19 protein-coding genes are annotated in these 22,402 nt (G+C 71.9%); 11 read left to right on the top strand and 8 right to left on the bottom strand.

The annotated features are described in order from the left end of the window. Positions 1 to 3: 3 nt before the first annotated feature. Positions 4 to 243, bottom strand: coding sequence for a heavy-metal-associated domain-containing protein (locus ACIBVL_RS34445; RefSeq protein ID WP_399103562.1), 240 nt, complete (start codon positions 241 to 243; stop codon positions 4 to 6). Positions 244 to 317: 74 nt separating this feature from the next. After that, positions 318 to 1,268: a PrsW family intramembrane metalloprotease gene (locus tag ACIBVL_RS34440; RefSeq protein WP_399103560.1), complete on the bottom strand. Its 951-nt coding sequence runs from the start codon at positions 1,266 to 1,268 to the stop codon at positions 318 to 320. Between the two features lie 219 nt (positions 1,269 to 1,487). On the opposite strand from ACIBVL_RS34440, the gene ACIBVL_RS34435 reads away from it, so the two are divergent. After that, positions 1,488 to 2,531, top strand: a complete 1,044-nt coding sequence (locus ACIBVL_RS34435; protein ID WP_399103558.1) for a zinc-dependent alcohol dehydrogenase family protein — start codon at positions 1,488 to 1,490, stop codon at positions 2,529 to 2,531. A gap of 59 nt (positions 2,532 to 2,590) precedes the next feature. Here the strand turns inward: ACIBVL_RS34435 and ACIBVL_RS34430 are convergent, their stop codons facing one another. The 3 genes from ACIBVL_RS34430 to ACIBVL_RS34420 form a co-directional block, all read right to left on the bottom strand. Then, on the bottom strand, positions 2,591 to 2,791 hold the full coding sequence (locus ACIBVL_RS34430; RefSeq protein ID WP_399103556.1) for a helix-turn-helix transcriptional regulator: 201 nt from the start codon (positions 2,789 to 2,791) through the stop codon (positions 2,591 to 2,593). A 335-nt stretch (positions 2,792 to 3,126) separates the two neighbouring features. Further along, positions 3,127 to 4,086 carry a helix-turn-helix domain-containing protein gene (locus tag ACIBVL_RS34425; RefSeq protein ID WP_399103554.1) on the bottom strand — a complete coding sequence of 320 codons (960 nt, stop codon included), beginning with the start codon at positions 4,084 to 4,086 and terminating at the stop codon, positions 3,127 to 3,129. Positions 4,087 to 4,211: 125 nt separating this feature from the next. Further along, the gene (locus ACIBVL_RS34420) at positions 4,212 to 5,129 is read right to left on the bottom strand and encodes a sugar phosphate isomerase/epimerase family protein (RefSeq protein WP_399103552.1); all 918 of its coding nucleotides are present in this window, start codon (positions 5,127 to 5,129) and stop codon (positions 4,212 to 4,214) included. Between the two features lie 198 nt (positions 5,130 to 5,327). On the opposite strand from ACIBVL_RS34420, the gene iolC reads away from it, so the two are divergent. The 8 genes from iolC (at position 5,328) to ACIBVL_RS34380 (ending at position 16,809) form a co-directional block, all read left to right on the top strand. Then, positions 5,328 to 6,278, top strand: a complete 951-nt coding sequence (gene iolC / locus ACIBVL_RS34415) for a 5-dehydro-2-deoxygluconokinase (protein WP_399103550.1) — start codon at positions 5,328 to 5,330, stop codon at positions 6,276 to 6,278. Between the two features lie 56 nt (positions 6,279 to 6,334). Next, positions 6,335 to 7,246: a deoxyribose-phosphate aldolase gene (locus tag ACIBVL_RS34410; protein ID WP_399103719.1), complete on the top strand. Its 912-nt coding sequence runs from the start codon at positions 6,335 to 6,337 to the stop codon at positions 7,244 to 7,246. Positions 7,247 to 7,253: 7 nt separating this feature from the next. Next, a complete protein-coding gene (gene iolB / locus ACIBVL_RS34405) occupies positions 7,254 to 8,066 on the top strand; it encodes a 5-deoxy-glucuronate isomerase (protein WP_399103547.1) in 813 nt (270 codons plus the stop codon). Next, positions 8,063 to 9,940: a 3D-(3,5/4)-trihydroxycyclohexane-1,2-dione acylhydrolase (decyclizing) gene (gene iolD / locus ACIBVL_RS34400; protein ID WP_399103545.1), complete on the top strand. Its 1,878-nt coding sequence runs from the start codon at positions 8,063 to 8,065 to the stop codon at positions 9,938 to 9,940. Before iolB ends, iolD begins: the two co-directional genes overlap by 4 nt. A gap of 14 nt (positions 9,941 to 9,954) precedes the next feature. Further along, positions 9,955 to 11,457 carry a CoA-acylating methylmalonate-semialdehyde dehydrogenase gene (gene mmsA, locus ACIBVL_RS34395; protein ID WP_399103544.1) on the top strand — a complete coding sequence of 501 codons (1,503 nt, stop codon included), beginning with the start codon at positions 9,955 to 9,957 and terminating at the stop codon, positions 11,455 to 11,457. A 128-nt stretch (positions 11,458 to 11,585) separates the two neighbouring features. Next, the gene (locus tag ACIBVL_RS34390; RefSeq protein ID WP_399103542.1) at positions 11,586 to 14,237 is read left to right on the top strand and encodes a CocE/NonD family hydrolase; all 2,652 of its coding nucleotides are present in this window, start codon (positions 11,586 to 11,588) and stop codon (positions 14,235 to 14,237) included. Next, on the top strand, positions 14,234 to 15,088 hold the full coding sequence (locus ACIBVL_RS34385) for an ABC transporter permease (RefSeq protein WP_399103541.1): 855 nt from the start codon (positions 14,234 to 14,236) through the stop codon (positions 15,086 to 15,088). Before ACIBVL_RS34390 ends, ACIBVL_RS34385 begins: the two co-directional genes overlap by 4 nt. Before the next feature lie 227 nt (positions 15,089 to 15,315). Then, entirely contained in the window at positions 15,316 to 16,809 is a 1,494-nt protein-coding gene (locus tag ACIBVL_RS34380) for a von Willebrand factor type A domain-containing protein (protein WP_399103539.1), read from the top strand. Between the two features lie 110 nt (positions 16,810 to 16,919). Here the strand turns inward: ACIBVL_RS34380 and ACIBVL_RS34375 are convergent, their stop codons facing one another. Together ACIBVL_RS34375 and ACIBVL_RS34370 are read right to left on the bottom strand one after the other, a co-directional pair. Beyond that, on the bottom strand, positions 16,920 to 17,324 hold the full coding sequence (locus ACIBVL_RS34375) for a rodlin (RefSeq protein WP_399103537.1): 405 nt from the start codon (positions 17,322 to 17,324) through the stop codon (positions 16,920 to 16,922). Positions 17,325 to 17,518: 194 nt separating this feature from the next. After that, on the bottom strand, positions 17,519 to 17,926 hold the full coding sequence (locus ACIBVL_RS34370; protein ID WP_399103535.1) for a rodlin: 408 nt from the start codon (positions 17,924 to 17,926) through the stop codon (positions 17,519 to 17,521). A gap of 344 nt (positions 17,927 to 18,270) precedes the next feature. On the opposite strand from ACIBVL_RS34370, the gene ACIBVL_RS34365 reads away from it, so the two are divergent. Next, positions 18,271 to 18,498 carry a chaplin gene (locus tag ACIBVL_RS34365; RefSeq protein ID WP_399103533.1) on the top strand — a complete coding sequence of 76 codons (228 nt, stop codon included), beginning with the start codon at positions 18,271 to 18,273 and terminating at the stop codon, positions 18,496 to 18,498. 1,063 nt (positions 18,499 to 19,561) lie between these two features. Here the strand turns inward: ACIBVL_RS34365 and ACIBVL_RS34360 are convergent. Next, on the bottom strand, positions 19,562 to 20,842 hold the full coding sequence (locus ACIBVL_RS34360; RefSeq protein ID WP_399103531.1) for an ATP-grasp domain-containing protein: 1,281 nt from the start codon (positions 20,840 to 20,842) through the stop codon (positions 19,562 to 19,564). Between the two features lie 172 nt (positions 20,843 to 21,014). Between ACIBVL_RS34360 and ACIBVL_RS34355 the strand changes: the two genes are divergently transcribed. After that, positions 21,015 to 22,397: a glycosyl hydrolase gene (locus ACIBVL_RS34355; protein WP_399103529.1), complete on the top strand. Its 1,383-nt coding sequence runs from the start codon at positions 21,015 to 21,017 to the stop codon at positions 22,395 to 22,397. Positions 22,398 to 22,402 lie beyond the last annotated feature (5 nt).

The following is a 22,402-nucleotide window of genomic DNA, read 5'->3' as shown; positions in this document are numbered from 1 at the left end:
GGGTCAGGCCCGGCCGGTCAGTTCGAAGCCGGCCTCGTCGACGGCGGCGCGGACGGCCTCCTCGTCGAGGGCCGCGGTGGAGACGACCGTGACCTCACCGGTGGAGGCGACGGCCTTGACCGAGGTGACACCGGGCAGCTCGGAGATCTCGCCGGAGACGGCACCCTCGCAGTGGCCGCAGCTCATGCCGCTCACCTTGTAGACGGTGGTGACGGAGCCCGTGGTGTCGATCTGAGCGGTCATGTCGTTCTCCTCGTGGAGGCAGGTGGGGCCGACGGGGACCCGAGGGGTCTCCCGGCAGCCCCAACCCTATACCCCTAGGGGGTATTTCTCCAAGAAGGGTCCTGACGTGCCAGCGAGCGCACCCAGGAGACCCCGAGCAGCGAGACGAGGAGCAGTCCGCCGACCGAGAACAACGTGAAGAGGTGCTGCTGCTGCTCGGTGGGCCGAGCGATGTACCCCTCGGCGAACAACTGCCTGTCCAGGCCGGTGGTGGTCAGCCGGGCCACGAGCCAGATCGCGATCCCGTGGGTGGAGTCCCACAGAGCGTGCAGCAGCACGACGCCGGCCCAGGTGCCCACGACGGGCGCGGCGAACTGGAAACGCCCGTTCGGGCGGCGGTACGCGAGCAGCACACCGCCCGCGACCGCCGTCCACAGCCCCTGCCCGAAGGGTGCGAGCACCCCACGCAGGATCTCGGTCTCCAGCAGCGCCCTGAGATCGACGCCCTCCGCCGAGACGGCCGCGTCGAAGGCGTATCCGGCGCTCTCCAGGGACGCGAAGCCGAAACCGACCGTCGCGCCCAGCACCACTCCGGCCCGCAGGCCCCGCAGCCGGGTCTGCCGCCGCAGCACGAACATCAGCGCGCCGAGCTTCACCGCCTCCTCGACGAGCCCGACCCCGAGGAACATCCACAGGGAGGGGCGCAGCAGATAGTCCTCCATCACCGACGCGCCGAGCGCGCCGAGCGTGCCGCCGGTCAGGAGGCAGCCCAGGATCGCGCTCACGCCGAGGTCGCGGGCGTGCCGCTCGTACGCCCACAGCACGAAGGAGACCGGGACGAGGAAGCTGCCGAGCAGGATCAGGGTCGGCAGCAGGGTGGTGTCGCGCGTGACGTACGTGACCAGCGCCGTGAGCGCCCACAGCGCCAGGCCGCCGAGCAGGCAGTGCTTCCACAGCCCGGCCCGGATCCTCGGGGAGGCCGGCGGGGGCTGCTGCGGTCCGGGGATACGGGCCCGGGGCGCGCCGGGCGGCGGGGAGTGTGTCACGGCAAATCCCCTCGTCGTCAAGGGCTGCTCGGCAAGGGCGAGGCGCCCGGAGCAGATTTACCGGCACTTTATGTAGAGACGCCCCATGTCGCAGTCCGGGACGGTCGTCCGGAGGAGGCGGCGCTTCAGTCCCGCTCACTGCGGAGGAACGGTTAGCGTTCACCGTGGTCTCGGGGGCTGCCCGGAACCGGAAGGCGGAGCGAACCGTGGGAGTGGCGGATGCGGGCTGTGGTGTTCGAGCGGTACGGGGCGCCCGCCGAGGTGCGGGAGGTGGCCGACCCTCGCCCCGCCGCTCACGGAGTGGTCGTGCGTGTGGAAGCCACCGGCCTCTGCCGAAGCGACTGGCACGGCTGGATCGGCCACGACCCCGACATCACCCTGCCGCACGTCCCCGGCCATGAACTCGCCGGAACCGTCGAGGAGGTCGGCGCGCGGGTCACCCGCTGGCGTCCCGGCGACCGGGTCACCGTCCCCTTCGTGTGCGCGTGCGGAACCTGCGGGGCGTGCGCGGCCGGCGACCACCAGGTGTGCGAGCGCCAGACCCAGCCCGGCTTCACGCACTGGGGCTCCTTCGCCCAGTACGTGGCCCTGGACCACGCCGATGTGAACCTGGTCGCGCTCCCCGACGACCTGTCCTACGCCACCGCGGCCTCCCTGGGCTGCCGGTTCGCCACCGCGTTCCGGGCGGTGGTGCAGCAGGGCCGGGTCGCGGCGGGGGAGTGGGTGGCGGTGCACGGCTGCGGAGGGGTCGGCCTGTCCGCGGTGATGATCGCGGCGGCGAGCGGGGCGCGGGTGGTGGCGGTGGACGTGTCGCCCCGAGCGCTGGACCTGGCGCGCAAGTTCGGCGCGACGGAGTGCGTGGACGCGACGGGCGTACCGGACACGGCCGAGGCGGTCCGCGACCTCACCGGCGGCGGCGCCCACCTCTCCCTGGACGCCCTCGGTTCCCCCGCCACCTGCGCGGCCTCGGTCAACGGCCTGCGCCGCCGGGGCCGGCACATCCAGGTGGGCCTCCTCCCCTCGCCCGACGGCACGACCCCCGTCCCGCTGGCCCGCGCCATCGCCCTGGAACTGGAGATCCTCGGCAGTCACGGCATGGCCGCGCACACCTACCCGGGGATGCTGGAGGCGGTCCGGGCGGGGGTACTGCGTCCCGACCTGCTGGTGACCTCGACGATCACACTGGACGCCGTACCGGACGCGCTGGCGGCCATGGGGGCGGCGCCGGGGGCGGGGGTGACGGTGATCGAGCCCTGGAGCTGAGGGCGGGCGGGACGGTGAGCCGGGGAGGGCTCGGTGTGCGGGTTCCTCCGGGGCGGAGGTCACTCGGATCTGCGGCCCCGGTTGCCCGGCCGGGAGGCGGCCCAGGCGTGCACGGTGCCGGCGTACCAGTAGGACTTGCCGCCGTCGATCTGGTCGGGCGGCGGAAGCAGTCCGTGCTTGCGGTAGGACCGGACGGTGTCCGGCTGCACCCTGATGTGCGCCGCGATCTCCTTGTAGGACCAGAGCCTTCGGTCGGTCATGAGTCGTACCCTCCCCGCGCGCGGGGGCGGCGGCCGGGAGGCCGCCCCGGGGAGCCCGGCGCTGCTTGGCGATCATCAAGCCTGTGCCCCGCCAACGACGGTGCGTGACCGTGCGCCAGCGGCTGTTGACGGCATGTGACGCAAGGTCCGCGTACTCGCGACATGTGTGACGGGCAGGGGGTGTTTGTGACAGGCGTGACGCAAGAGTATGCGCCGCCCACGCGTATGCGCGGCACGAGGCGGGCCGGCCCCGCTGCGACGAGCCCGGCCCGACCCCGCTTCCCCGCCATCCCCCCGGAAGAACCGGATCAACTGGCCGGACCCCCAGCCTGTATTCAGCCGGCCCGCCGGGTCTTGGAAAAATGCGCACCCGGTCCGGACCAATCGGCCGGCCGGTGCGGCAGGACCAGGCTCGTCGCCTCCCCGCCCAGCCGGTCCGCCGCCGGGGACACCGCCGCCGGCAGCCGCCTGGCCTGCGTGAACTCCCTCGGTGTGCAGCCCGTCATCGCCTTGAACTCACCGCTGAGGTGCGCCTGGTCGTAGAAGCCGCAGAGTGCCGCCGTCTCCGCCGCGCTCTGCCCCGCGGCCAGCAGTCGACGGGCGCGTTGCATTCGCAGGACCCGGGCCGCCGCCTTCGGGCCGAGCCCGATCTGCTCCCGGAAACGGTTCTCCAGATGCCGTACGCTCCACCCCACCTCCTCGGCCAGCCGGGGCACGGGGATCGCACCGCCCGTCCGCACCAGCAGCGACCAGGCCCTCGCCACCCGCTCCGCGCACGGCGTACCGGCCTCCCACCACCGGCCGACCACCTCGTCGAGCAGCCCGAACCGCTCCTCCCACCCGGGCAGCGCGGCCAGTGCGGCGGCGAGTTCACTGAGCGGGGTGGCCAGGGGGTGCGGCAGGTCGTCGGGGTCGAGGGTGCGGTTGACGAGCTCGTGCTGCGGGGTGCCGAACAGGGTGAACGCGGCCCAGGGCGCGAGCAGCACCTCCATCCCCGAGATCCGCCCACCGTGCTCGCCGACGGCCGGCGTGGTGGTGGGCCCGCAGTACACGGACACGAGTGTGTCCGGGGGCCGGCCTGCCCGTGAGATGCGGACGGGCTGGTCGAAGCCCAGCAGCAGGGTGGTGGCCCCGATGGGGGTCTCCAGCCGCCGCCGGGGCCGGGTCATGGCGAGCCGTATCCCGCGGTAGCCCATCACGCCGGGCCGCAGCCGGGGATGAGGAGCCGAGGAGGCCAACTCCCAGGAGCCCCCGGCCCCTTGCCCGGACCGGATGCGCACCGCGCGAGCAGTCATGGGCAACCATGGTGCCCTGGAGCCGACGGGGGCGGAAGTCACGGTCCCCCTGGGCGTGCGGGGAACTGCGCGACACGCCCGGCACGACCCGCATTCGCGGAACCCGGCACCTCAGTGGGCGACGACTACGCCCCGCACGACCGCAGAAACGCCCGCGTCCGCTGGGCGATCGGCAGCGGAGCGTCCGGCTCACAGGGATACATGTCCTGCTCGACGATCGCGAACAGATCCACGTCCAACTTCTGGGCAGCCTCCAGGACGGGTCCAAGCGCAGGCACCCCCGCGGGGGGCTCGCACATCACACCCTGGGCCACGGCCGGCCCGAACGGCGTCCCCTTGGCCCTCACATCGGCGAGGATCTCCGGATCCACCTGCTTGAGGTGCAGGTACCCGATGCGCGAGCCGTACGTCTCGATCAGCTTGACGCTGTCTCCGCCGCAGTACGCGTAGTGCCCGGTGTCCAGGCACAGCGACACCAGCGAGGAGTCCGTGCCGTCCAGGAACCGGACGACGTTCTCCTCGCTGTCGATGTGGGTGTCGGCGTGCGGATGGACGACGATCCGCAGTCCGTACCGCTCGCGCACCTCCTTGCCGAGCCGCTCGGTCAGCGAGGTGAGGTTTTGCCACTGCTCGGGCGTGAGGGTGTCCGGCTCCAGCACCTCACCGGTCTTGTCGTCCCGCCAGAAGGACGGAATGACCACCAGATGGGAGGCGCCCATCGCCTGGGCGAGCACCGCGTTGTCCGCGACATGCGCCCAGGTCTTCTCCCAGACGGCCTCGCCGTGGTGCAGCCCGGTGAAGACCGTGCCGGCCGACACCTTCAGGCCACGTTTCGCCGTCTCCTCGGTCAGGACGGCCGGGTCGGTCGGCAGATAGCCGTAGGGGCCCAGCTCGATCCACTCGTAGCCGGACTGGGCGACCTCGTCGAGGAAGCGCTGCCAGGGGACCTGGACGGGGTCGTCCGGGAACCAGACGCCCCAGCTGTCGGGGGCCGAACCGACCCGGATGCGGGAAAGTGAGGACTGAGGTGACAACGACGTCATGGGCGCCAGCGTGAGGTCTCTCCGGAGGGCTGTCAAGGCCTGGTCCGAATGTCTGGACAAACTATTGACAGGGTGCCGCGGACGGGACTACAAAGCCGTGAGAGCCGATACGGGGAAGCCGACTGGCGGGCAGCCGACCGGCGGGCGAGCCGAACGCGGGCACGCCGAACGGGGCCGAGCCGAGACGAAGGGAACTCGATGGCGTACGACCTGATCACCATGGGGCGGATCGGGGTGGACCTCTATCCGCTGCAGACGGGTGTGCCGCTCCCGCAGGTCACGTCCTTCGGGAAGTTCCTCGGCGGCTCGGCGTCGAACGTCGCGGTCGCGGCGGCCCGCCTCGGCCGGTCCACCGCCGTGATCACCCGAACCGGTGACGACCCCTTCGGCACCTACCTCCACGAGGCCCTGCGCGGCTTCGGCGTCGACGACCGCTGGGTCACCCCGGTCGCGGGCCTGCCCACCCCGGTCACCTTCTGCGAGGTCTTCCCGCCGGACGACTTCCCGCTGTACTTCTACCGCCGGCCCAAGGCGCCCGACCTGGAGATCGACGCCCACGAGCTGGACCTCGAGGCCATCCGGGAGACCCGCATCTTCTGGGTCACCGGCACCGGCCTGAGCGAGGAGCCCAGCCGCACGGCCACCCTCGCCGCCCTCGCCCACCGGGGCAAGGCCGGCACCACCGTCTTCGACCTCGACTGGCGCCCCATGTTCTGGACCGACCCGGACGCGGCCCGCCCGTTCTACACCGAGGCCCTCAAGCACACCACCGTCGCCGTCGGCAACCTCGACGAGGTGGAGGTCGCCACCGGGGTGCGCGAACCGCGGGCCGCCGCACAGGCGCTGCTGGACGCCGGGGTCGAACTCGCCGTCGTCAAGCAGGGCCCCAAGGGGGTCCTGGCCGTCAACCGCGAGGGAGAGTCCGCCGAGGTCCCGCCGCTGCCGGTGAACGTCCTCAACGGCCTCGGCGCCGGCGACGCCTTCGGCGGCTCCCTCTGCCACGGCCTGCTCGCGGGCTGGGACCTGGAGAAGATCATGCGCCACGCCAACGCCGCCGGTGCCATCGTCGCCTCGCGCCTGGAGTGCTCCTCCGCGATGCCGACCGGCGACGAGATCGAGGCCGCCGTCGAAGCCGGAGCGGTGCTGTGATGGCGGGCCGCGAGCGCGGGGCCGCCGGCGAGACGGACGGCACGGGCTGCCCGGGCATGACCGCGGGAGCGCGCGAGAGCGGGCCCCCGAGCGTCGACATCTCCGAGCTCGTCCGCCTGCGGACCGAGCGCCCCCAGGCGATCGCCGAAGCCGCCGCGCGCCGCCCCCGCAGACCGCTGCTGGGCGACAACGGCCGTCTGATGATCGTCGCCGCCGACCACCCCGCCCGCGGCGCGCTCGGCGTCGGCGGCGACCCGCTGGCCATGGCCAACCGCGCCGACCTGCTGGAACGCCTCTGCCTGGCGCTGTCCCGCCCCGGTGTGGACGGTGTCCTCGCGACCGCCGACATCCTCGACGACCTGCTCCTTCTCGGCGCCCTCGACGGCAAGGTCGTCATGGGCTCGATGAACCGGGGCGGCCTCCAGGGCGCCGTCTTCGAGCTCGACGACCGCTTCACCGGCCACCGCGCCGAGGACATCGAGCGCCTGAACTTCGACGCGGGCAAGCTGCTCCTGCGGATCGACTACGACGACCCGGGCTCCCTCACCACCCTGGAGACCACGGCCCGCGCCATCGACGACATGGCGGCCCGCGGACTCCCGCTCTTCGTCGAGCCGTTCATCAGCCGCCGCAGCCCCGAGGGCAAGCTGAGGAACGACCTGTCCGCCGAGGCCGTCACCAAGTCGATCGCCATCGCCTCCGGCCTGGGCGGCACCTCCGCCTACACCTGGCTGAAGGTCCCGGTCACCGACAACCCCGACGACATGGCCGAGGTCATGGCGACATCCACGCTCCCCGCCGTCCTGCTGGGCGGCGAGGTCGGAGACGACCAGGACGGCGCGTACGAGAAGTGGCGCGGGGCGCTGCAACTCCCCACCGTCCGGGGCTTGGTGGTCGGCCGTTCGCTGCTGTATCCGGCGGACGGGGACGTATCCGCCGCCGTGGACACCGCCGTAGGACTGCTGTGAGGGCCGCATGAGCAACGACCTGTACATCCCGCGCGGCACCACCGCGGACGGGAACCACGCCCTGGACATCGACCCCAAGCGGGCCGGCTGGACCTACAGCGGCCTGCGGATCGTCGAGCTGGAGCCGGGCGGCAGCCACACCCTCACCACTGGTGAGAGTGAGTGGATCGTGCTTCCGCTGGAAGGCGGATGTACCGTGCAAACAGCCGATGAAGAGTTCCAACTCCTGGGCAGGGAAAGCGTTTTCGCGTCGGCAACCGACTTCGCGTACGTTCCCCGAGACGCCCGGGCCACGATCGCCTCCGGCGCGGGAGGCCGCTTCGCCCTGGCAGGAGCGAAGTGCGAGCGACAACTCCCCGCCCGCTACGGCCCCGCGCCGGAGGTCCCCGTCGAAGAGCGCGGCAGCGGAACCTGCGCCCGTCTGGTGCGCAACTTCGCCTCCGCCGACGCCTTCGACTGCGACAGGCTGATCGCCGTCGAGGTGATCACCCCCGGCGGCAACTGGTCCTCGTATCCGCCGCACAAGCACGACGAGCACCGGCCGGGCGAGGAGGCCGAGCTCGAGGAGATCTACTACTTCGAGATCGACGGACCGAACGGGTTCGGCTATCAGCGCGTATCCCCTTCGCGTGAGGGCGGCTCCGACGTCCTCGCCGAGGTCCGCTCCGGCGACGCCGTGCTCGTCCCCGACGGCTGGCACGGCCCGTCGATCGCCCAGCCCGGCCACGCCATGTACTACCTGAACGTCATGGCCGGCCCCGGCGAGACACGGGAGTGGCGGATCTGCTTCCACCCGGACCACACGGAGGGTTACCGATGACCACCAGGCTCACAGTGGCCCAGGCGCTGGTGCGCTTCCTCGCCGCCCAGTACACCGAGCGCGACGGCGTACGGCAGCGGCTGATCGGCGCGACCTGGGGCATCTTCGGCCACGGCAACGTCGCCGGCCTCGGCCAGGCGCTGATCGAGTACGGCGACGACATGCCGTTCCACCAGGGCCGCAACGAGCAGTCCATGGTCCACGCGGCCGTGGGCTACGCGCGGCAGTCCAACCGCCTCTCCACGCACGCGGTGACGACGTCCATCGGGCCCGGCGCGACGAATCTCGTGACCGGCGCCGCCCTCGCCACCGTCAACCACCTCCCCGTCCTCCTCCTCCCCGGCGACATCTTCGCCACCCGCGCCGCCGACCCGGTCCTCCAGCAGCTCGAGGTCCCGTACGCGGGCGACGTGTCGGTCAACGACTGCCTGCGCCCGGTGTCGAAGTACTTCGACCGCGTCACCCGGCCCGAGGCCCTGATCCCGGCGGCCCTGCAGGCCATGCGCGTCCTCACCGACCCGGTGGAGACCGGCGCGGTCACGCTCGCCATGCCCCAGGACGTCCAGGCCGAGGCCTACGACTGGCCCGAGGAGTTCTTCGCCGAGCGCACCTGGGTCGTACGACGTCCGGGAGCCGACCCGGCCGAACTGGCGGAAGCCGTCCACGCGGTCCGGTCGGCCAGGCGGCCGCTCCTCGTCGCGGGCGGCGGTGTCCACCACAGCCGCGCCGAGGAGGCCCTCGCCGAGTTCGCCGAGGCCACCGGCATCCCGGTCGCCTCCACCCAGGCCGGCAAGGGCTCGCTGCGCCACGACCACCCGCAGGACGTCGGCGGAGTGGGCCACACCGGCACCGCGACCGCCGACGAACTGGCCCGCACGGCCGACCTGATCATCGGCGTCGGCACCCGCTACACCGACTTCACCACGGCCTCCAACACCCTGTTCCAGGGCGAGGGCGTCCGCTTCCTCAACCTCAACATCGCCTCCTTCGACGGCCACAAGCTCGCCGGCCGCCCGCTGATCGCGGACGCCCGCAGCGGCCTCCAGGAGCTGACCGAGGCCCTGCGGATGCACGGCCACCGGGTCGCGGACGCGTACGTCGCCGAGTACAGCGAGGACAAGGAGCGCTGGGAGCAGCGCGTCGACGCCTGCTACGAGGCCGACGAGCCCGACGTACGTCCCACGCAGCCGCAGGTGCTCGGCGCCCTCGACGCCCTCGTCGACGAGTCGGACGTGATCATCAACGCGGCCGGTTCGCTCCCCGGCGACCTGCACAAACTGTGGCGTGCGCGCTCGAAGGACCAGTACCACCTGGAGTACGGCTACTCCTGCATGGGCTACGAGATCCCGGCGGCCATCGGAGTGAAACTGGCCGCCCCCGAGCGGAACGTCTGGGCGCTGGTCGGCGACGGCACGTATCTGATGATGCCGACGGAGATCGTGACGGCCGTGCAGGAGGGGATCGCGATCAAGATCCTGCTCGTGCAGAACCACGGCTACGCCTCGATCGGCGGGCTCTCGGAGTCCGTGGGCGGTGAGCGGTTCGGCACCGCGTACCGCTTCACCGCGGAGGACGGCACGTTCACGGGCGCGCCGCTCCCCGTCGACCTGGCCGCCAACGTGGCGAGCCTGGGCATGCGCGTGCTGCGCGCGAAGACCGTCCGCGAGCTGCGCGAGGCCCTCGCCGAGGCACGCGCCGCCGACACTCCCACTTGTGTCTACGTCGAGACCGAAACGGCCGACACTGTGTCGGGCCCGCCGCCGGCGCAGGCCTGGTGGGATGTACCTGTGGCCGAGACCGCGACCCGACCGTCCGCGGTGAAGGCACGTGAGCTGTACGAACGGCACGTCTCAACCCGACGCCGCCATCTGTGAAGGAGCACTCGGTCATGACGAAGATCGTCAACCACTGGATCGGCGGCAAGACCGTCGAAGGCGCGTCGGGTACGTACGGGCCGGTCACCGACCCGGCGACCGGCGCGGTCACCACGAAGGTCGCGTTCGCGACGGTGGACGAGGTCGACGCGGCGGTCGCGGCCGCCAAGGACGCCTACGTCACCTGGGGCCAGTCCTCGCTCGCCAAGCGCACGGAGATCCTCTTCCGCTTCCGCGCGCTGCTGGACGCCAACCGTGACGCCATCGCCGAACTGATCACCGCCGAGCACGGCAAGGTGCACAGCGACGCACTCGGCGAGGTGGCCCGCGGCCTGGAGATCGTGGACCTGGCCTGCGGCATCAACGTCCAGCTGAAGGGCGAGCTGTCGACGCAGGTGGCGAGCCGTGTGGACGTCTCGTCCATCCGCCAGCCCCTCGGTGTCGTCGCCGGCATCACGCCGTTCAACTTCCCGGCGATGGTCCCGATGTGGATGTTCCCGATGGCCATCGCGTGCGGCAACACGTTCGTGCTGAAGCCGTCCGAGAAGGACCCGTCGGCGTCCATGAAGATCGCCGAACTGCTGGCCGAGGCGGGCCTGCCCGACGGCGTGTTCAACGTCGTCCACGGCGACAAGGTGGCGGTGGACCGCCTCCTGGAGCACCCGGACGTCAAGGCGGTGTCCTTCGTCGGCTCCACCCCGATCGCCCGCTACATCCACACCACCGCCTCGGCGAACCACAAGCGCGTCCAGGCCCTGGGCGGCGCGAAGAACCACATGCTCGTCCTCCCGGACGCGGACCTGGACGCGGCGGCCGACGCGGCCGTCTCCGCCGCCTACGGTTCGGCGGGCGAGCGCTGCATGGCCATCTCGGCGGTCGTCGCGGTGGGCGCGATCGGCGACGAGCTGGTCGACAAGATCCGCGAGCGCGCCGAGAAGATCAAGATCGGCCCCGGCAACGACCCGACGAGCGAGATGGGCCCGCTGATCACGAAGGTCCACCGCGACAAGGTGGCGTCGTACGTCACGGGCGCGGCGGCCGAGGGCGCGGAGGTCGTGCTCGACGGCACCGGCCACACCGTCGAGGGCTTCGAGGACGGCCACTGGATCGGCATCTCGCTGCTCGACAAGGTGCCGACGTCCGCGAAGGCCTACCAGGACGAGATCTTCGGCCCGGTCCTGTGCGTCCTGCGCGTCGACACCTACGACGAGGGCGTGGCGCTGATCAACAGCTCGCCCTTCGGCAACGGCACCGCGATCTTCACCCGGGACGGCGGCGCGGCCCGCCGCTTCCAGATGGAGATCGAGGCCGGCATGGTCGGCGTGAACGTCCCGATCCCGGTCCCCGTCGGCTACCACAGCTTCGGCGGCTGGAAGGACTCGCTCTTCGGCGACCACCACATCTACGGCAACGACGGCACCCACTTCTACACCCGGGGCAAGGTCGTCACCACCCGCTGGCCCGACCCGGCCGACGCCCCGGCGGGCGTGGACCTGGGCTTCCCGCGCAACCACTGAGCGCGCCGCGTGACGGGTCCGTACCGCGGCTGGTGTACATACGTGGGAGCACGTACGCCCCAGGGAGGGCGGTGAGTTCGGCCTTCGGTCGACAACTCCCCGACAGGTTGACCCCGTACCGTTGAAGCATGGATCTTCGACTGCCCGGTCTGCGAGGACTGCGGCGGCCGCGGCGGATCGTCTCCGCAGCGGCCGCCGTCGTCGTACTCGCCGGTGCCGGTACGTGGACGGCCGTCGCCTCCGACGACGACCGCCCCGAGGTGCGCCGGACGGACAAGGTGATGTCCGTGGACGGCGTTCGCCTGGACACCTCGTACTTCACCTCCGGTGCCTCCGGCCGCCGCCCCGCCGTCCTCCTCGGCCACGGCTTCGGCGGCACCAAGAACGACGTACGACAGCAGGCCGAGGACCTCGCCCGCGACGGGTACGCCGTCCTGACCTGGTCGGCGCGCGGCTTCGGCAAGTCCACCGGCAAGATCGGCCTCAACGATCCGGACGGCGAGGTCGCCGACGTCTCGAAACTGATCGACTGGCTCGCCGAGCAGCCGCAGGTCCAGCTGGACAAGAAGGGCGACCCGCGGGTCGGCGTCACCGGCGCCTCCTACGGCGGCGCGATCTCCCTGCTCGCCGCCGGACACGACGACCGCGTCGACGCCATCGCCCCCGCGATCACGTACTGGAACCTCGCGGACGCCCTGTTCCCCGACGGCGTGTTCAAGAAGCTGTGGGCCGGCATCTTCTACAACACCGGCGGCGGCTGCGACCGGTTCGAGCCCGCGCTGTGCGCCATGTACAACAGGGTCGCCGAGTCCGGCACCCCCGACGCCGCCGCCCGCGAACTCCTCGAGGAGCGCTCCCCGTCCGCCGTCGCGGACCGCATCAAGGTGCCCACCCTGCTGGTCCAGGGCCAGGCCGACTCCCTCTTCACCCTCGCCCAGTCCGACGCCGCCGAGAAGGCGATCCGCGCCAACGGCGCCCCCGTGGACGTCGACTGGATCGCGGGCGGCCACGACGGCGGCAACCTGGAGACCAGCCGGGTGCAGGCCCGCGTGACCACCTGGTTCGACCGCTACCTCAAGGGCGACGAGGGCGTCGACACCGGCCCGGCCTTCCGCGTCACCCGCACCGGAGGCGTCGACTCCACCGACGGGACCATCCCGCTGCGCGGCGCCGACGGGGACACCTACCCCGGCCTGGGGAACGACCGCAGGACGATCGCGCTGACCGGACGCGAGCAGAGCTTCGACAACCCCGCCGGAGCCAGCCCGCCCGCCCTCTCCGCACTGCCCGGCCTGGGCGGCTCCACGCTGGGCCGGCTCTCGGCGTTCGGGGTCGGGGTGTCGCTCGACTTCCCCGGCCAGTTCGCCTCCTTCACCTCGGCTCCGATCACCGGCGAACTGCGGATCACCGGAGCCCCGACCGTCACCGTCCACGTGAAGTCCACGAGCGACACCGCCGTGCTCTTCGCCAAGGTGTACGACGTCGGCCCCGACGGCACCCAGCAGCTGCCCTCCCAGCTGGTCTCGCCGGTCCGCGTCGAGGGCGCCAAGACCGGCCAGGACGTGACGATCACCCTTCCGGCCATCGACCACGACATCGAGGACGGCCACCGCCTGCGCCTGGTCCTCGCCTCCACCGACCTCGGCTACGCCTCCCCGGCGGCCCCGGCGACGTACACCGTCTCCCTGAAGGACGGCTCGCAGGGCGATCTGAGGGTGCCCACCGCCCCCGGCGTGACCACCGCGGCGGCCCCTCTGCCCTCCTGGGTCTGGTGGCTGCCCCTCGTGGGCGCCCTCACTGCCCTGGCCCTCCTGCTCACGGCCCGCCGCCGCACCGCCACCCCCGCCCCCGACCCGGAGCTGGCCGAGGTCCCGCTCGAGATCGCCGGACTGAGCAAGAAGTACGCGGGCGGCGACCGCTACAGCGTCCGTGACCTGACCTTCCGCGTCGAGAAGGGCCAGGTTCTCGGCCTCCTCGGCCCCAACGGCGCCGGCAAGACGACCACCCTGCGCATGCTGATGGGCCTGATCAAGCCCGACGACGGCGAGATACGCGTCTTCGGCCACGCCATCCGCCCGGGCTCCGCCGTCCTCTCCCGGGTCGGCGCCTTCGTCGAGGGAGCGGGCTTCCTGCCGCACCTGACCGGCCGGGAGAACCTGGAGCTGTACTGGCGGGCCACCGGCCGCCCCGCCGAGGACGCCCACATGGACGAGGCCCTGGAGATCGCCGGCCTCGGCGACGCCCTGGCCCGCGCGGTACGGACGTACTCCCAGGGCATGCGCCAGCGCCTCGCGATCGCCCAGGCCATGCTCGGCCTGCCCGACCTGCTGATCCTCGACGAACCGACCAACGGCCTCGACCCGCCGCAGATCCGCGAGATGCGCGGGGTGATGATCCGGTACGCCGCCGCCGGCCGCACGGTGATCGTCTCCAGCCACCTGCTGGCGGAGGTCGAACAGTCCTGCACCCACCTCGTGGTCATGGACCGGGGAATGCTCGTCCAGGCGGGCCCGGTCGGCGAGATCGTCGGCTCCGGCGACACCCTCCTCGTCGGCACCGCCACACCCGTGGAGGAGCCGGTCGTGGAGAAGGTGGCCGCGCTGTCCGGCATCGCCTCGGCCGTCACCACCGAAGGCGGCCTGCTGGTCCGCCTGGACACCGACGGCACCGCCCAGCGCCTGGTCGCCGAACTCGTCCGCCTCGACGTGCCCGTCCAGTCGGTCGGCCCGCACCGCCGCCTGGAGGACGCCTTCCTCACCCTGATCGGAGGTTCCGCATGAGCACGCTCACCGAGGTCGCCTCCGGCTACCAGGCGGGCCGCACCCTGCCCCTGCACGTGGAACTGGTCCGCCAGCTCAAGCGCCGCCGCACGATCGTCATGGGCGGCATCCTCGCCGCCCTGCCGTTCGTCCTGCTCATCGCCTTCGCCGTCGGCGGCGAGCCGGGCGGCCGCAACAACCAGCTGACCCTGATGGACACGGCGACCGCGTCCGGCGGCAACTTCGCCGCGGTCAACCTGTTCGTCTCGGCGGGCTTCCTGCTGGTCATCCCGGTCGCCCTGTTCTGCGGGGACACGGTCGCCTCGGAGGCCGGCTGGTCCTCCCTGCGCTATCTGCTCGCCGCCCCCGTGCCCCGCGCCCGTCTCCTCTGGTCCAAGCTCGTCGTCGGCCTCGGCCTCAGCCTGGCCGCGATGGTCCTGCTGCCGGTCGTCGCCCTCGCCGTCGGCACGGCGGCCTACGGCTGGGGCCCGCTGCGACTCCCCACCGGCGGCGCGCTCGACTCGGGCACGGCGGCGCAGCGGCTGGTGGTCGTGGTGGCGTACCTCTTCGTCTCCCAACTGGTCACCGCGGGCCTCGCGTTCTGGCTGTCGACGAAGACGGATGCCCCGCTCGGCGCGGTCGGCGGCGCGGTCGGCCTGACCATCGTCGGCAATGTCCTGGACGCCGTCACCGCCCTCGGCGACTGGCGCGACTTCCTGCCCGCGCACTGGCAGTTCGCCTGGGCCGACGCCGTCCAGCCCACCCCCGAGTGGTCCGGCATGATCCAGGGCACGGCGGTCTCGATAACGTACGCCCTCGTACTGTTCGCCCTGGCCTTCCGCGGTTTCGCCCGCAAGGACATCGTGTCCTAGTGCCGCGGCGGGCGACGTTGTGCCCGGTGCGGCGAGAGGGCCTGCCGGGCGTTGCGACGGGGCGAACGTTGCCTGCCGCAGCGCCAGGTCACCGGAGGATCACCCCCCGGTCTCGGACGCCCGTCCTCGTGCCCTGTTCGAGACCCATCCGCAACGCCCCGTGCCGCACGTTCCGGCCCCCTGCCCCGTCACAGTCACAGACATCGACGACGCAGGGGGCAGAGCACATGAGAATCCACCGGATACCCCGCCTGTTCGCCTTCACGGCGGCCACCGCACTCCTTCTCACCGGCTGCGGTGCCGACGGGGAGAGCAGCACCTCCGACGGAGCGGCCCACCGCGGCGAGGCCTTCCCCGCACCGAGCGCACCCCGAGCCGACGAGGACGCCGAGGCCGGCGGCGACCGCCTCTCCACCTTCGCCCTCGACGTCGACACCGCCTCCTACGGCTACGCACGCCGCACCCTCGCCGACGGCGAACTGCCCGACCCGTCGACGATCCGCCCCGAGGAGTTCGTCAACAGCTTCCGCCAGGACTACGACCGCCCCGACGGCAACGGCTTCTCGGTCACCGTCGACGGCGCCCGCACCGGCGACGACAACTGGTCCCTGGTCCGCGTCGGCCTCGCCACCCGCGCCGCCTCCCCGGAGGCCGAACGCCCGCCCGCCGCCCTCACCTTCGTCATCGACGTCTCCGGCTCGATGAGCGAACCCGGGCGGCTGGACCTCGCCCGGCACTCCCTCGACACGATGACCGACCGCCTCCGCGACGACGACTCGGTGGCGATCGTCACCTTCAGCGACACGGCCAGGACCGTCCTGCCGATGACCCGCCTCGGCGACCACCGCGGCCGCGTCCACGACGCCGTCGACAGTCTGAAACCGACCGACTCCACCAACCTCGCCGCCGGCGTCGAGACCGGCTACGACACCGCCGTCGAGGGACTGCGCGAGGGCGCCACCAACCGGGTCGTCCTCGTCTCCGACGCCCTCGCCAACACCGGCGAGACGGACGCCGACGCGATCCTGGAACGCATCGACACCGCCCGCCGCGAACACGGCATCACCCTCTTCGGCGTCGGCGTCGGCAGCGACTACGGCGACGCCCTGATGGAGCGCCTCGCCGACAAGGGCGACGGTCACACCACCTATGTGTCCAGCGAGGACGACGCCCGCGAGGTGTTCTCCACCGACCTCCCGCAGAACGTCGAACTGACCGCCCGCGACGCCAAGGCCCAGGTCGCCTTCGACCCCGACACGGTCGCCGACTTCCGCCTCGTCGGCTACGACGACCGCCGCGTCGCCGACGACGACTTCCGCGACGACCGGGTCGACGGCGGCGAGGTCGGCCCCGGCCACACCGTCACCGCCCTCTACGCCGTCCGCACCAAGCCCGGCGCCGACGGCCCGCTCGCCACCGCCACCGTCCGCTGGCTCGACCCCGACAGCCGCACCCCGCACGAGACCTCGGGCCGGCTGAGGACCGACGCCCTGCACGACTCGCTGTCCGCCGCACCCGTCCGTTTCCAGGTCACGGCGACCGCCGCCTACTTCGCCGACAATCTGCGCCACGCGGAACGCCCCCTGCCCGGCGCCCCGTCCCTCGGCGAACTGGCCGAGCGGGCCCACGCCCTGGCGGACCGGACGGAGGACGAGGACGTACGGCATCTCGCGGAGGCCGTCGACCAGGCGGCCCGGACGGGCGACCTGGACTGGGGCTAGAAGACTCATGAAGATCTCGGGGTTCTGGGCCCCGGCAGGCAGCTGACACACGCGACGGCGGGTCACCGGGGAACCGGTGACCCGCCGTCGTCGGTACGTCAGACCGCGCCTCAGCCGTTCTGCGCGCCGTTGCCCGAGAGGAGTGCGATGTCGTCCAGGATGTGCGACAGCGGGTCGTCGCCCTTGGCCTGGGTGCTGTTCTCGACGCACTGCTGGTTCTGCGACGACGACAGGATCGGGACGTCCTGGAGCAGCAGGCCGGGGCCCGGGGCCGTGGTGGTGTTGAGCTTGGCCGGCAGGCCGATGCAGGGCTTGTTCAGCGAACCCTGGATCAGCGAGAGCTGCGGGCTCATGTCGCCGAACGTGGCCGAGTTGCCGAACTCCTGCGAGGCGCCGTTGCCGCTGGCGGACGTGGTGCCGGTGTCGTCGCCGATGGCCAGTGCCTGCGGCGCGGAGGCGACCGCGAGACCGGCCAGGGACGCGGCGACAGCCGCGGTTGCCCACAGCTTCTTCATGTTTCTTTCCCTTTCGAAAGGCGGACTCCAGGGGAGGAGCTGCATGATTGTCAACGCGCCACCCCGGGTGAGAGTTGCGCATTTTGCCCCGATTGGCGTAGCGCGTGGGGTGCCGGGAGGTGCGCGCCCCCGGCCATACGCCGAACAGCGGGCCGCCGGACCGGCGACCCGCTGCGGAGACGGGGAAGCGTGGCTCAGTGGTTGGCCGCGCCGTTGCCCGAGAGGAGTGCGATGTCGTCCAGGACGTGCGACAGCGGGTCGTCGCCCTTGGCCTGGGTGGAGTTCTCGACGCACTGCTGGTTCTGCGACGACGACAGGATCGGGACGTCCTGGAGCAGCGGGCCGGGGCCCGGGGCCGTGGTGGTGTTGAGCTTGAGCGGCAGGCCGATGCAGGGCTTGTTCAGCGAACCCTGGATGAGCGCCAGCTGCGGGCTCATGTTGCCGAAGGTGGCCGAGTTGCCGAACGACTGGCTGGCGCCGTTGCCGCTGGCGGAGGTGGCGCCGTTGTCGTTGCCGATGGCGAGCGCCGGAGCCGCGGCGACGGCGGAGGCGCCGATGACGGAAACGGCGACCGCGGCGGTGGCCAGTACCTTCTTGATCACTTGCTAGTCCCTTCTGAGGAAACCCCGTCGATCGGAGCGCTCTGACCAACTGTCCGGGCTGTGTTTGGTTGCCCCCCTTCACTCTTGTGGCCCATTTCGCAAGTTTTTTCTGATGCCTTGTCAATTCATGGGCCACTGCTCAGGTGAAGCGTTTCTTCTCCTATGGGCGAGACGTGTCATTTATATGAAGACATTCGAGTGAATTCCCGGGCGGCACGCGTTCGTAAGCTTATTTCCCCGTCAATCTCTCGTGTGCAGCCTGCGGGTCATGGTGCGAGCCGATCCGATTGTGCTCGCTCGGTTTCGACCGTCAACGAGGCATGGCCGCAGAGAAGGGAAAATTCATGAAGAAGTCTGCTGCTGTCGTCGCGGGCCTGGTGCTGGCCCTGGGCGGAGCCGCCACTCCGGCCTTCGCCGACGCGGAGGCCAACGGCCTCACGTTCGGCTCCGGGGGCTTCCTCTCCGGAAACGTGCTCCAGTTCGTCACGCACAACCAGGTCAACGTGTGCGGCAACACGTTCGGTTCCGGGTTGCTGAACCCGGCCTTCGGCAACTTCTGCATCAACGACTGACGCCACGTCACTCCAGCCGGACGGCCGGACGGCTGGGCCGAGGCCGGCCCTGGGACTGCTTTCGCGCGTTCCGGGGCCGGCTTTTCCCACTTCTTCGAGCAGGAAGACAACGAGATTGCGACAGACCCTGAGCAAGGGAATGGTCACGGCCGCCGCCGCGACGAGCATCCTGTCTCTGTGCGGTGGCGCCGCCCTCGCGGCCTCGCACACGAACGGGACGGACAAGGACTCGCCCCGGGTGGTGTCGAGCGCCACGGACGCGACCCACTCGTCGTACGGCGACGAGGACTCCGGCTACGGCGGCTCCGGCCACGGGGATCACGGACACGAGGATCACGGGCGCGGGGATCACGGACACGAGGATCACGGGCGCGGGGATCACCCTCACGGGGACCACGGCTACGGAAGCCACGGCAACGACCACGGGGACGACGACTCCAGTCACGGCACACGTCCGCCGCACGGGGACGACGACTCCAGTCACGGCACACGTCCGCCGCACGGGGACGACGACTCCAGTCACGGCACACGTCCGCCGCACGGTGGCGAGGAGACCAAGCCCCCGACCAAGCCTCCGCACACGACACCGCCCCCCACCACCCGGCCATCCCACTCGACCCCACCCCACACGAGTCACCCACCCCATACGACCCCGCCGCACACGAGCCACCCGCCCCACACGCCTCCACCTCCCCACACGAAGCCCCCGCACACGAAGCCTCCGCACACCAGGCCGCCCCACACCGACCCACCCCCGCACACGTCCCCGCCCCACACCGACCCACCCCCGCACACGTCCCCGCCCCACACCGACCCCCCCTACACCACTCCACCTCACACGACCCCGCCTCACACCACCCCGCCGCACTCCCACCCTCAGCACAGCAACCCGTCCCACCAGCCGCCGCAGCTGTCCCACACCGGCACTGAGGCCCTGTTGGCCGCCTCGGGTGTCAGCGCCGTGCTGATCGCGGGTGGCCTCCTCCTGTACCGGAGAGGCCGGTCCGCGTCCCGTAGGTGAGCGCGCCGGGTGCCGGACGCTCCCGCGTCCGGCACCCGCAGGTCAGTGGCTGCTCGCCTTCTCGTCGCCGGTCGTCTCCGTCAGCGCAGCCGGGGAGGACAAGGGCACCCGGCGGGCCGCCTCGTCCGGTCGGGGGCCGGTCGCGGCGGGCCGGGGCAGGCGGTCCCGCAGGCGTCGGGTGACATGCGCGCGCCACAGGCGCCACATCGCGCGACCGGGGGCTGGGTCGTCACCGGCGTACCAGGCCAGTTCACGGCCGTGCGGGGCCGCGCGCAGGGCGGCGAGCGGCGCGTAGTTCTCCACCACGAAGGTCCGTCCGGGCAGCGGCGCCGCCGCCGGGAGCGGACGGTGTGTCAGGTCCAGGTGCTGCGCCCGTACGACGTCCAGTCCCGCGGCGTCGGCGAAGAGCCGGAACTGGGCGCCGGGGCGCGGGTTGAAGTCGAGGAGGTGGTAGGCGCCGGTGCTGCCGCAACGGCGGAAGTCGAGGTCGAGGATGCCCCGGTAGCCGAGGGCGTCGGTGAGCCGTTCGGCGAGGGAGCGGACCTGGGAGTTCTCGGTCCACTCGCCCACCGCCGTCAGCCCGGCGCCGCGCGGCCAGGCGCACAGCTTGCGGCCCGGACCGCCGCCGCGCAGCGCCCCGGAGCGGTCGGCGTACCCGTGGAAGAACCAGTCGCGGTCGGGGCCCGGCGGCAGGAACGCCTGGAGCAGCAGACGGCTGCCGGCTTCCTCGGCGCGCAGAAAGAGTGCCTGGGCCTCGTGGGCCGAACGCACGACGACCGTGCTGCGCAGTCCGGCGCCGGCCGGCAGCAGCCAGGGCCTGCTCCACTTCGCCACCACCGGCAGCCCGAGCCGGCGGACGGCGGCGGCGGCCTGGGCGGCGCTCTCCGGGACCACGGTCTCGGGGTGCGGCACGTCCGCCGCCGCGCACAGTCCGGCCAGTTCGGACTTGTCCGCGACCCGTTCGGGCACGGCGCCGGGCTGCTGCGGCAGCAGATAGGCGGGCGCCAGCTCCTCGCGCAGCCGGCTCACGGCGACCGCGCCCGCGTCGTCCATCGGGATCAGCACGGCGGGCCGCTCGATGCGGGCGGCCACCCGCAGCAGGACGGAGGCGATGTCGGCGGGCGCGGCGCCGGGCGGGGGCGGGGGATGCAACTGGCGTACGAAACGGGAGGCGCGGACGGGACTGCCCGTCGAGTCGGCGACCACGTGCACATCGACTCCGGCCCGGCCGAGCGAGCGCACGGCACCCAGCGTTCCGTGGTGAAAGGGGTTCCGGTCGATCCGCAGCAGGACGGCGGGGACGCGGGTGTCGAGCATCGACACGGGCAATTTTCTCTCCCGGTGTTTCGTGTCGGGTCACCGATATGGGCGAGCGGCGCACTCGAAAGCCGTAACGGCGGTGGCGACATACCTTTTGGTGTGACTTTCATATGACTACATATCGGTCATGACTACGCATCCCCCGTGACACCGTGAAGTGGAGAAAGGAGCAGGCATGGCCTTACAGCAGCGACGCGCCGCCCGGTCCCGGCGGTCGGCCGTCGCCGTCGCGACGGCATCGGCCGTGGCGTCGGTGGTGCTGGCGTCCGTACCCGGACTCGCCGTGGCCTCGCCCGACCCGATGCCGAGCGTGACGCCGCCGCGGACACCCGCCGTGACGCCCTCGCAGGCACCTGCCGTGACGCCGCCGCAGACATCCGCCGTGACGCCCTCGCAGGCGCCCGCCGTGACGCCCTCGCAGACACCCGGCGCGATGCCCTCGCACGCCCCCAGCGCGATGGCCTCGCCGGAAGCCGCACCGACCCCCGCCAAGCCCGCCCCGGCCCTCACCCCTGCCCCCGCCTTCGGCGCCTACCTCGACTACGGTGCCCCGGGTGTGGCCCGGATCGCCCAGCTCAGCGCGTGGCTGGGCGGGGCCGAACTGCGGGTCGGGCACACCTACCTGCCGGGAGACCGGTGGCGGAACATCGAGGGCCCGCCCGGCTACCTCGACGTGTGGGCGGGCTGGCGGCGCGAGAAGGCCGACCGGATGCTCGTCCTCAACGTGCCCATGCTGGAGCGCAACGAGGAGGGCGTCTCCGATCCCGAGGTGCGCGAGCTGCTCCAGAGGGGCGCGGCCGGGGAGTTCGACCAGCACTTCCGGGCCCTCGCCGAGCGGCTGGTCGCGCTCCGGGTGCCGGACACGGTGATCGTGCTCGGCTGGGAGATGAACGGCGACACCTACACCCACCGCTGCGGACCCGACCCGCAGGCCTGGAAGGCGTACTGGAACCGGATCGTCACCACCATGCGCGCGGTGCCGGGCCAGAGGTTCCGCTTCGACTTCACGCCGACCCGGGGCAAGGACGCCGTTCCCTGGACGGAGTGCTATCCGGGGGACGACACGGTCGACATCATCGGCATGGACTCCTACGACCAGCCGTCCGGCCTGACCTTCGACGAGCAGGTGGGGGAGCCCTTCGGACTCCAGGCCCACGTCGACTTCGCCAAAGCCCACGGCAAGCCCGTCTCGTACCCGGAGTGGGGGCTCTTCCGCAACGGCGACAACCCGGAGTACATGCGGCGCATGCTCGGCTGGATGGAGGAGCACAAGCCCCTCTACAACACGCTGACCGACTACTGCCCGCACGGCGTGTGGCAGTGCTCGGGCAACCCTCGGGCGTCCGAGGTCTACCGCGCGCTCCTGTCCGGCCGTACGGACGAACGGATGCCGCAGCCGACGGCTCCGGCATCCTCCGTCCAGCCGACCGGACCCACCCCGCACCCGGCGCCCGCGACCTCGGCGGGCTGCTCGCCCCTGAATCTCGGCCGGTGGGTCGAGAGCTGGCTCGGCAGGAAGCTGTGTCTGCGCTTCGACCGGTGGTCGCGGGGCCGGTGAGCCGT

This window comes from Streptomyces sp. NPDC049687 (assembly GCF_044465285.1).
Classification (GTDB): domain Bacteria; phylum Actinomycetota; class Actinomycetes; order Streptomycetales; family Streptomycetaceae; genus Streptomyces.
The sequence above is the reverse complement of the archived record's forward strand: the minus strand, read 5'-3'. Positions and strand labels throughout refer to the sequence as shown.

Bases quoted from the DNA above. Each gene is read 5' to 3' on its own strand.
- iolD (WP_399103545.1), top strand. From the start codon at position 8,063: ATGACCACCAGGCTCACAGTGGCCCAGGCGCTGGTGCGCTTCCTCGCC.
- ACIBVL_RS34365 (WP_399103533.1), top strand. From the start codon at position 18,271: ATGAAGAAGTCTGCTGCTGTCGTCGCGGGCCTGGTGCTGGCCCTGGGC.
- ACIBVL_RS34375 (WP_399103537.1), bottom strand. From the start codon at position 17,324: ATGAAGAAGCTGTGGGCAACCGCGGCTGTCGCCGCGTCCCTGGCCGGT.
- ACIBVL_RS34410 (WP_399103719.1), top strand. From the start codon at position 6,335: ATGACCGCGGGAGCGCGCGAGAGCGGGCCCCCGAGCGTCGACATCTCC.
- ACIBVL_RS34385 (WP_399103541.1), top strand. From the start codon at position 14,234: ATGAGCACGCTCACCGAGGTCGCCTCCGGCTACCAGGCGGGCCGCACC.
- iolC (WP_399103550.1), top strand. From the start codon at position 5,328: ATGGCGTACGACCTGATCACCATGGGGCGGATCGGGGTGGACCTCTAT.
- ACIBVL_RS34420 (WP_399103552.1), bottom strand. From the start codon at position 5,129: ATGACGTCGTTGTCACCTCAGTCCTCACTTTCCCGCATCCGGGTCGGT.
- ACIBVL_RS34430 (WP_399103556.1), bottom strand. From the start codon at position 2,791: ATGACCGACCGAAGGCTCTGGTCCTACAAGGAGATCGCGGCGCACATC.
- ACIBVL_RS34390 (WP_399103542.1), top strand. From the start codon at position 11,586: ATGGATCTTCGACTGCCCGGTCTGCGAGGACTGCGGCGGCCGCGGCGG.
- ACIBVL_RS34445 (WP_399103562.1), bottom strand. From the start codon at position 243: ATGACCGCTCAGATCGACACCACGGGCTCCGTCACCACCGTCTACAAG.
- mmsA (WP_399103544.1), top strand. From the start codon at position 9,955: ATGACGAAGATCGTCAACCACTGGATCGGCGGCAAGACCGTCGAAGGC.
- iolB (WP_399103547.1), top strand. From the start codon at position 7,254: ATGAGCAACGACCTGTACATCCCGCGCGGCACCACCGCGGACGGGAAC.
- ACIBVL_RS34425 (WP_399103554.1), bottom strand. From the start codon at position 4,086: ATGACTGCTCGCGCGGTGCGCATCCGGTCCGGGCAAGGGGCCGGGGGC.
- ACIBVL_RS34435 (WP_399103558.1), top strand. From the start codon at position 1,488: ATGCGGGCTGTGGTGTTCGAGCGGTACGGGGCGCCCGCCGAGGTGCGG.
- ACIBVL_RS34380 (WP_399103539.1), top strand. From the start codon at position 15,316: ATGAGAATCCACCGGATACCCCGCCTGTTCGCCTTCACGGCGGCCACC.
- ACIBVL_RS34355 (WP_399103529.1), top strand. From the start codon at position 21,015: ATGGCCTTACAGCAGCGACGCGCCGCCCGGTCCCGGCGGTCGGCCGTC.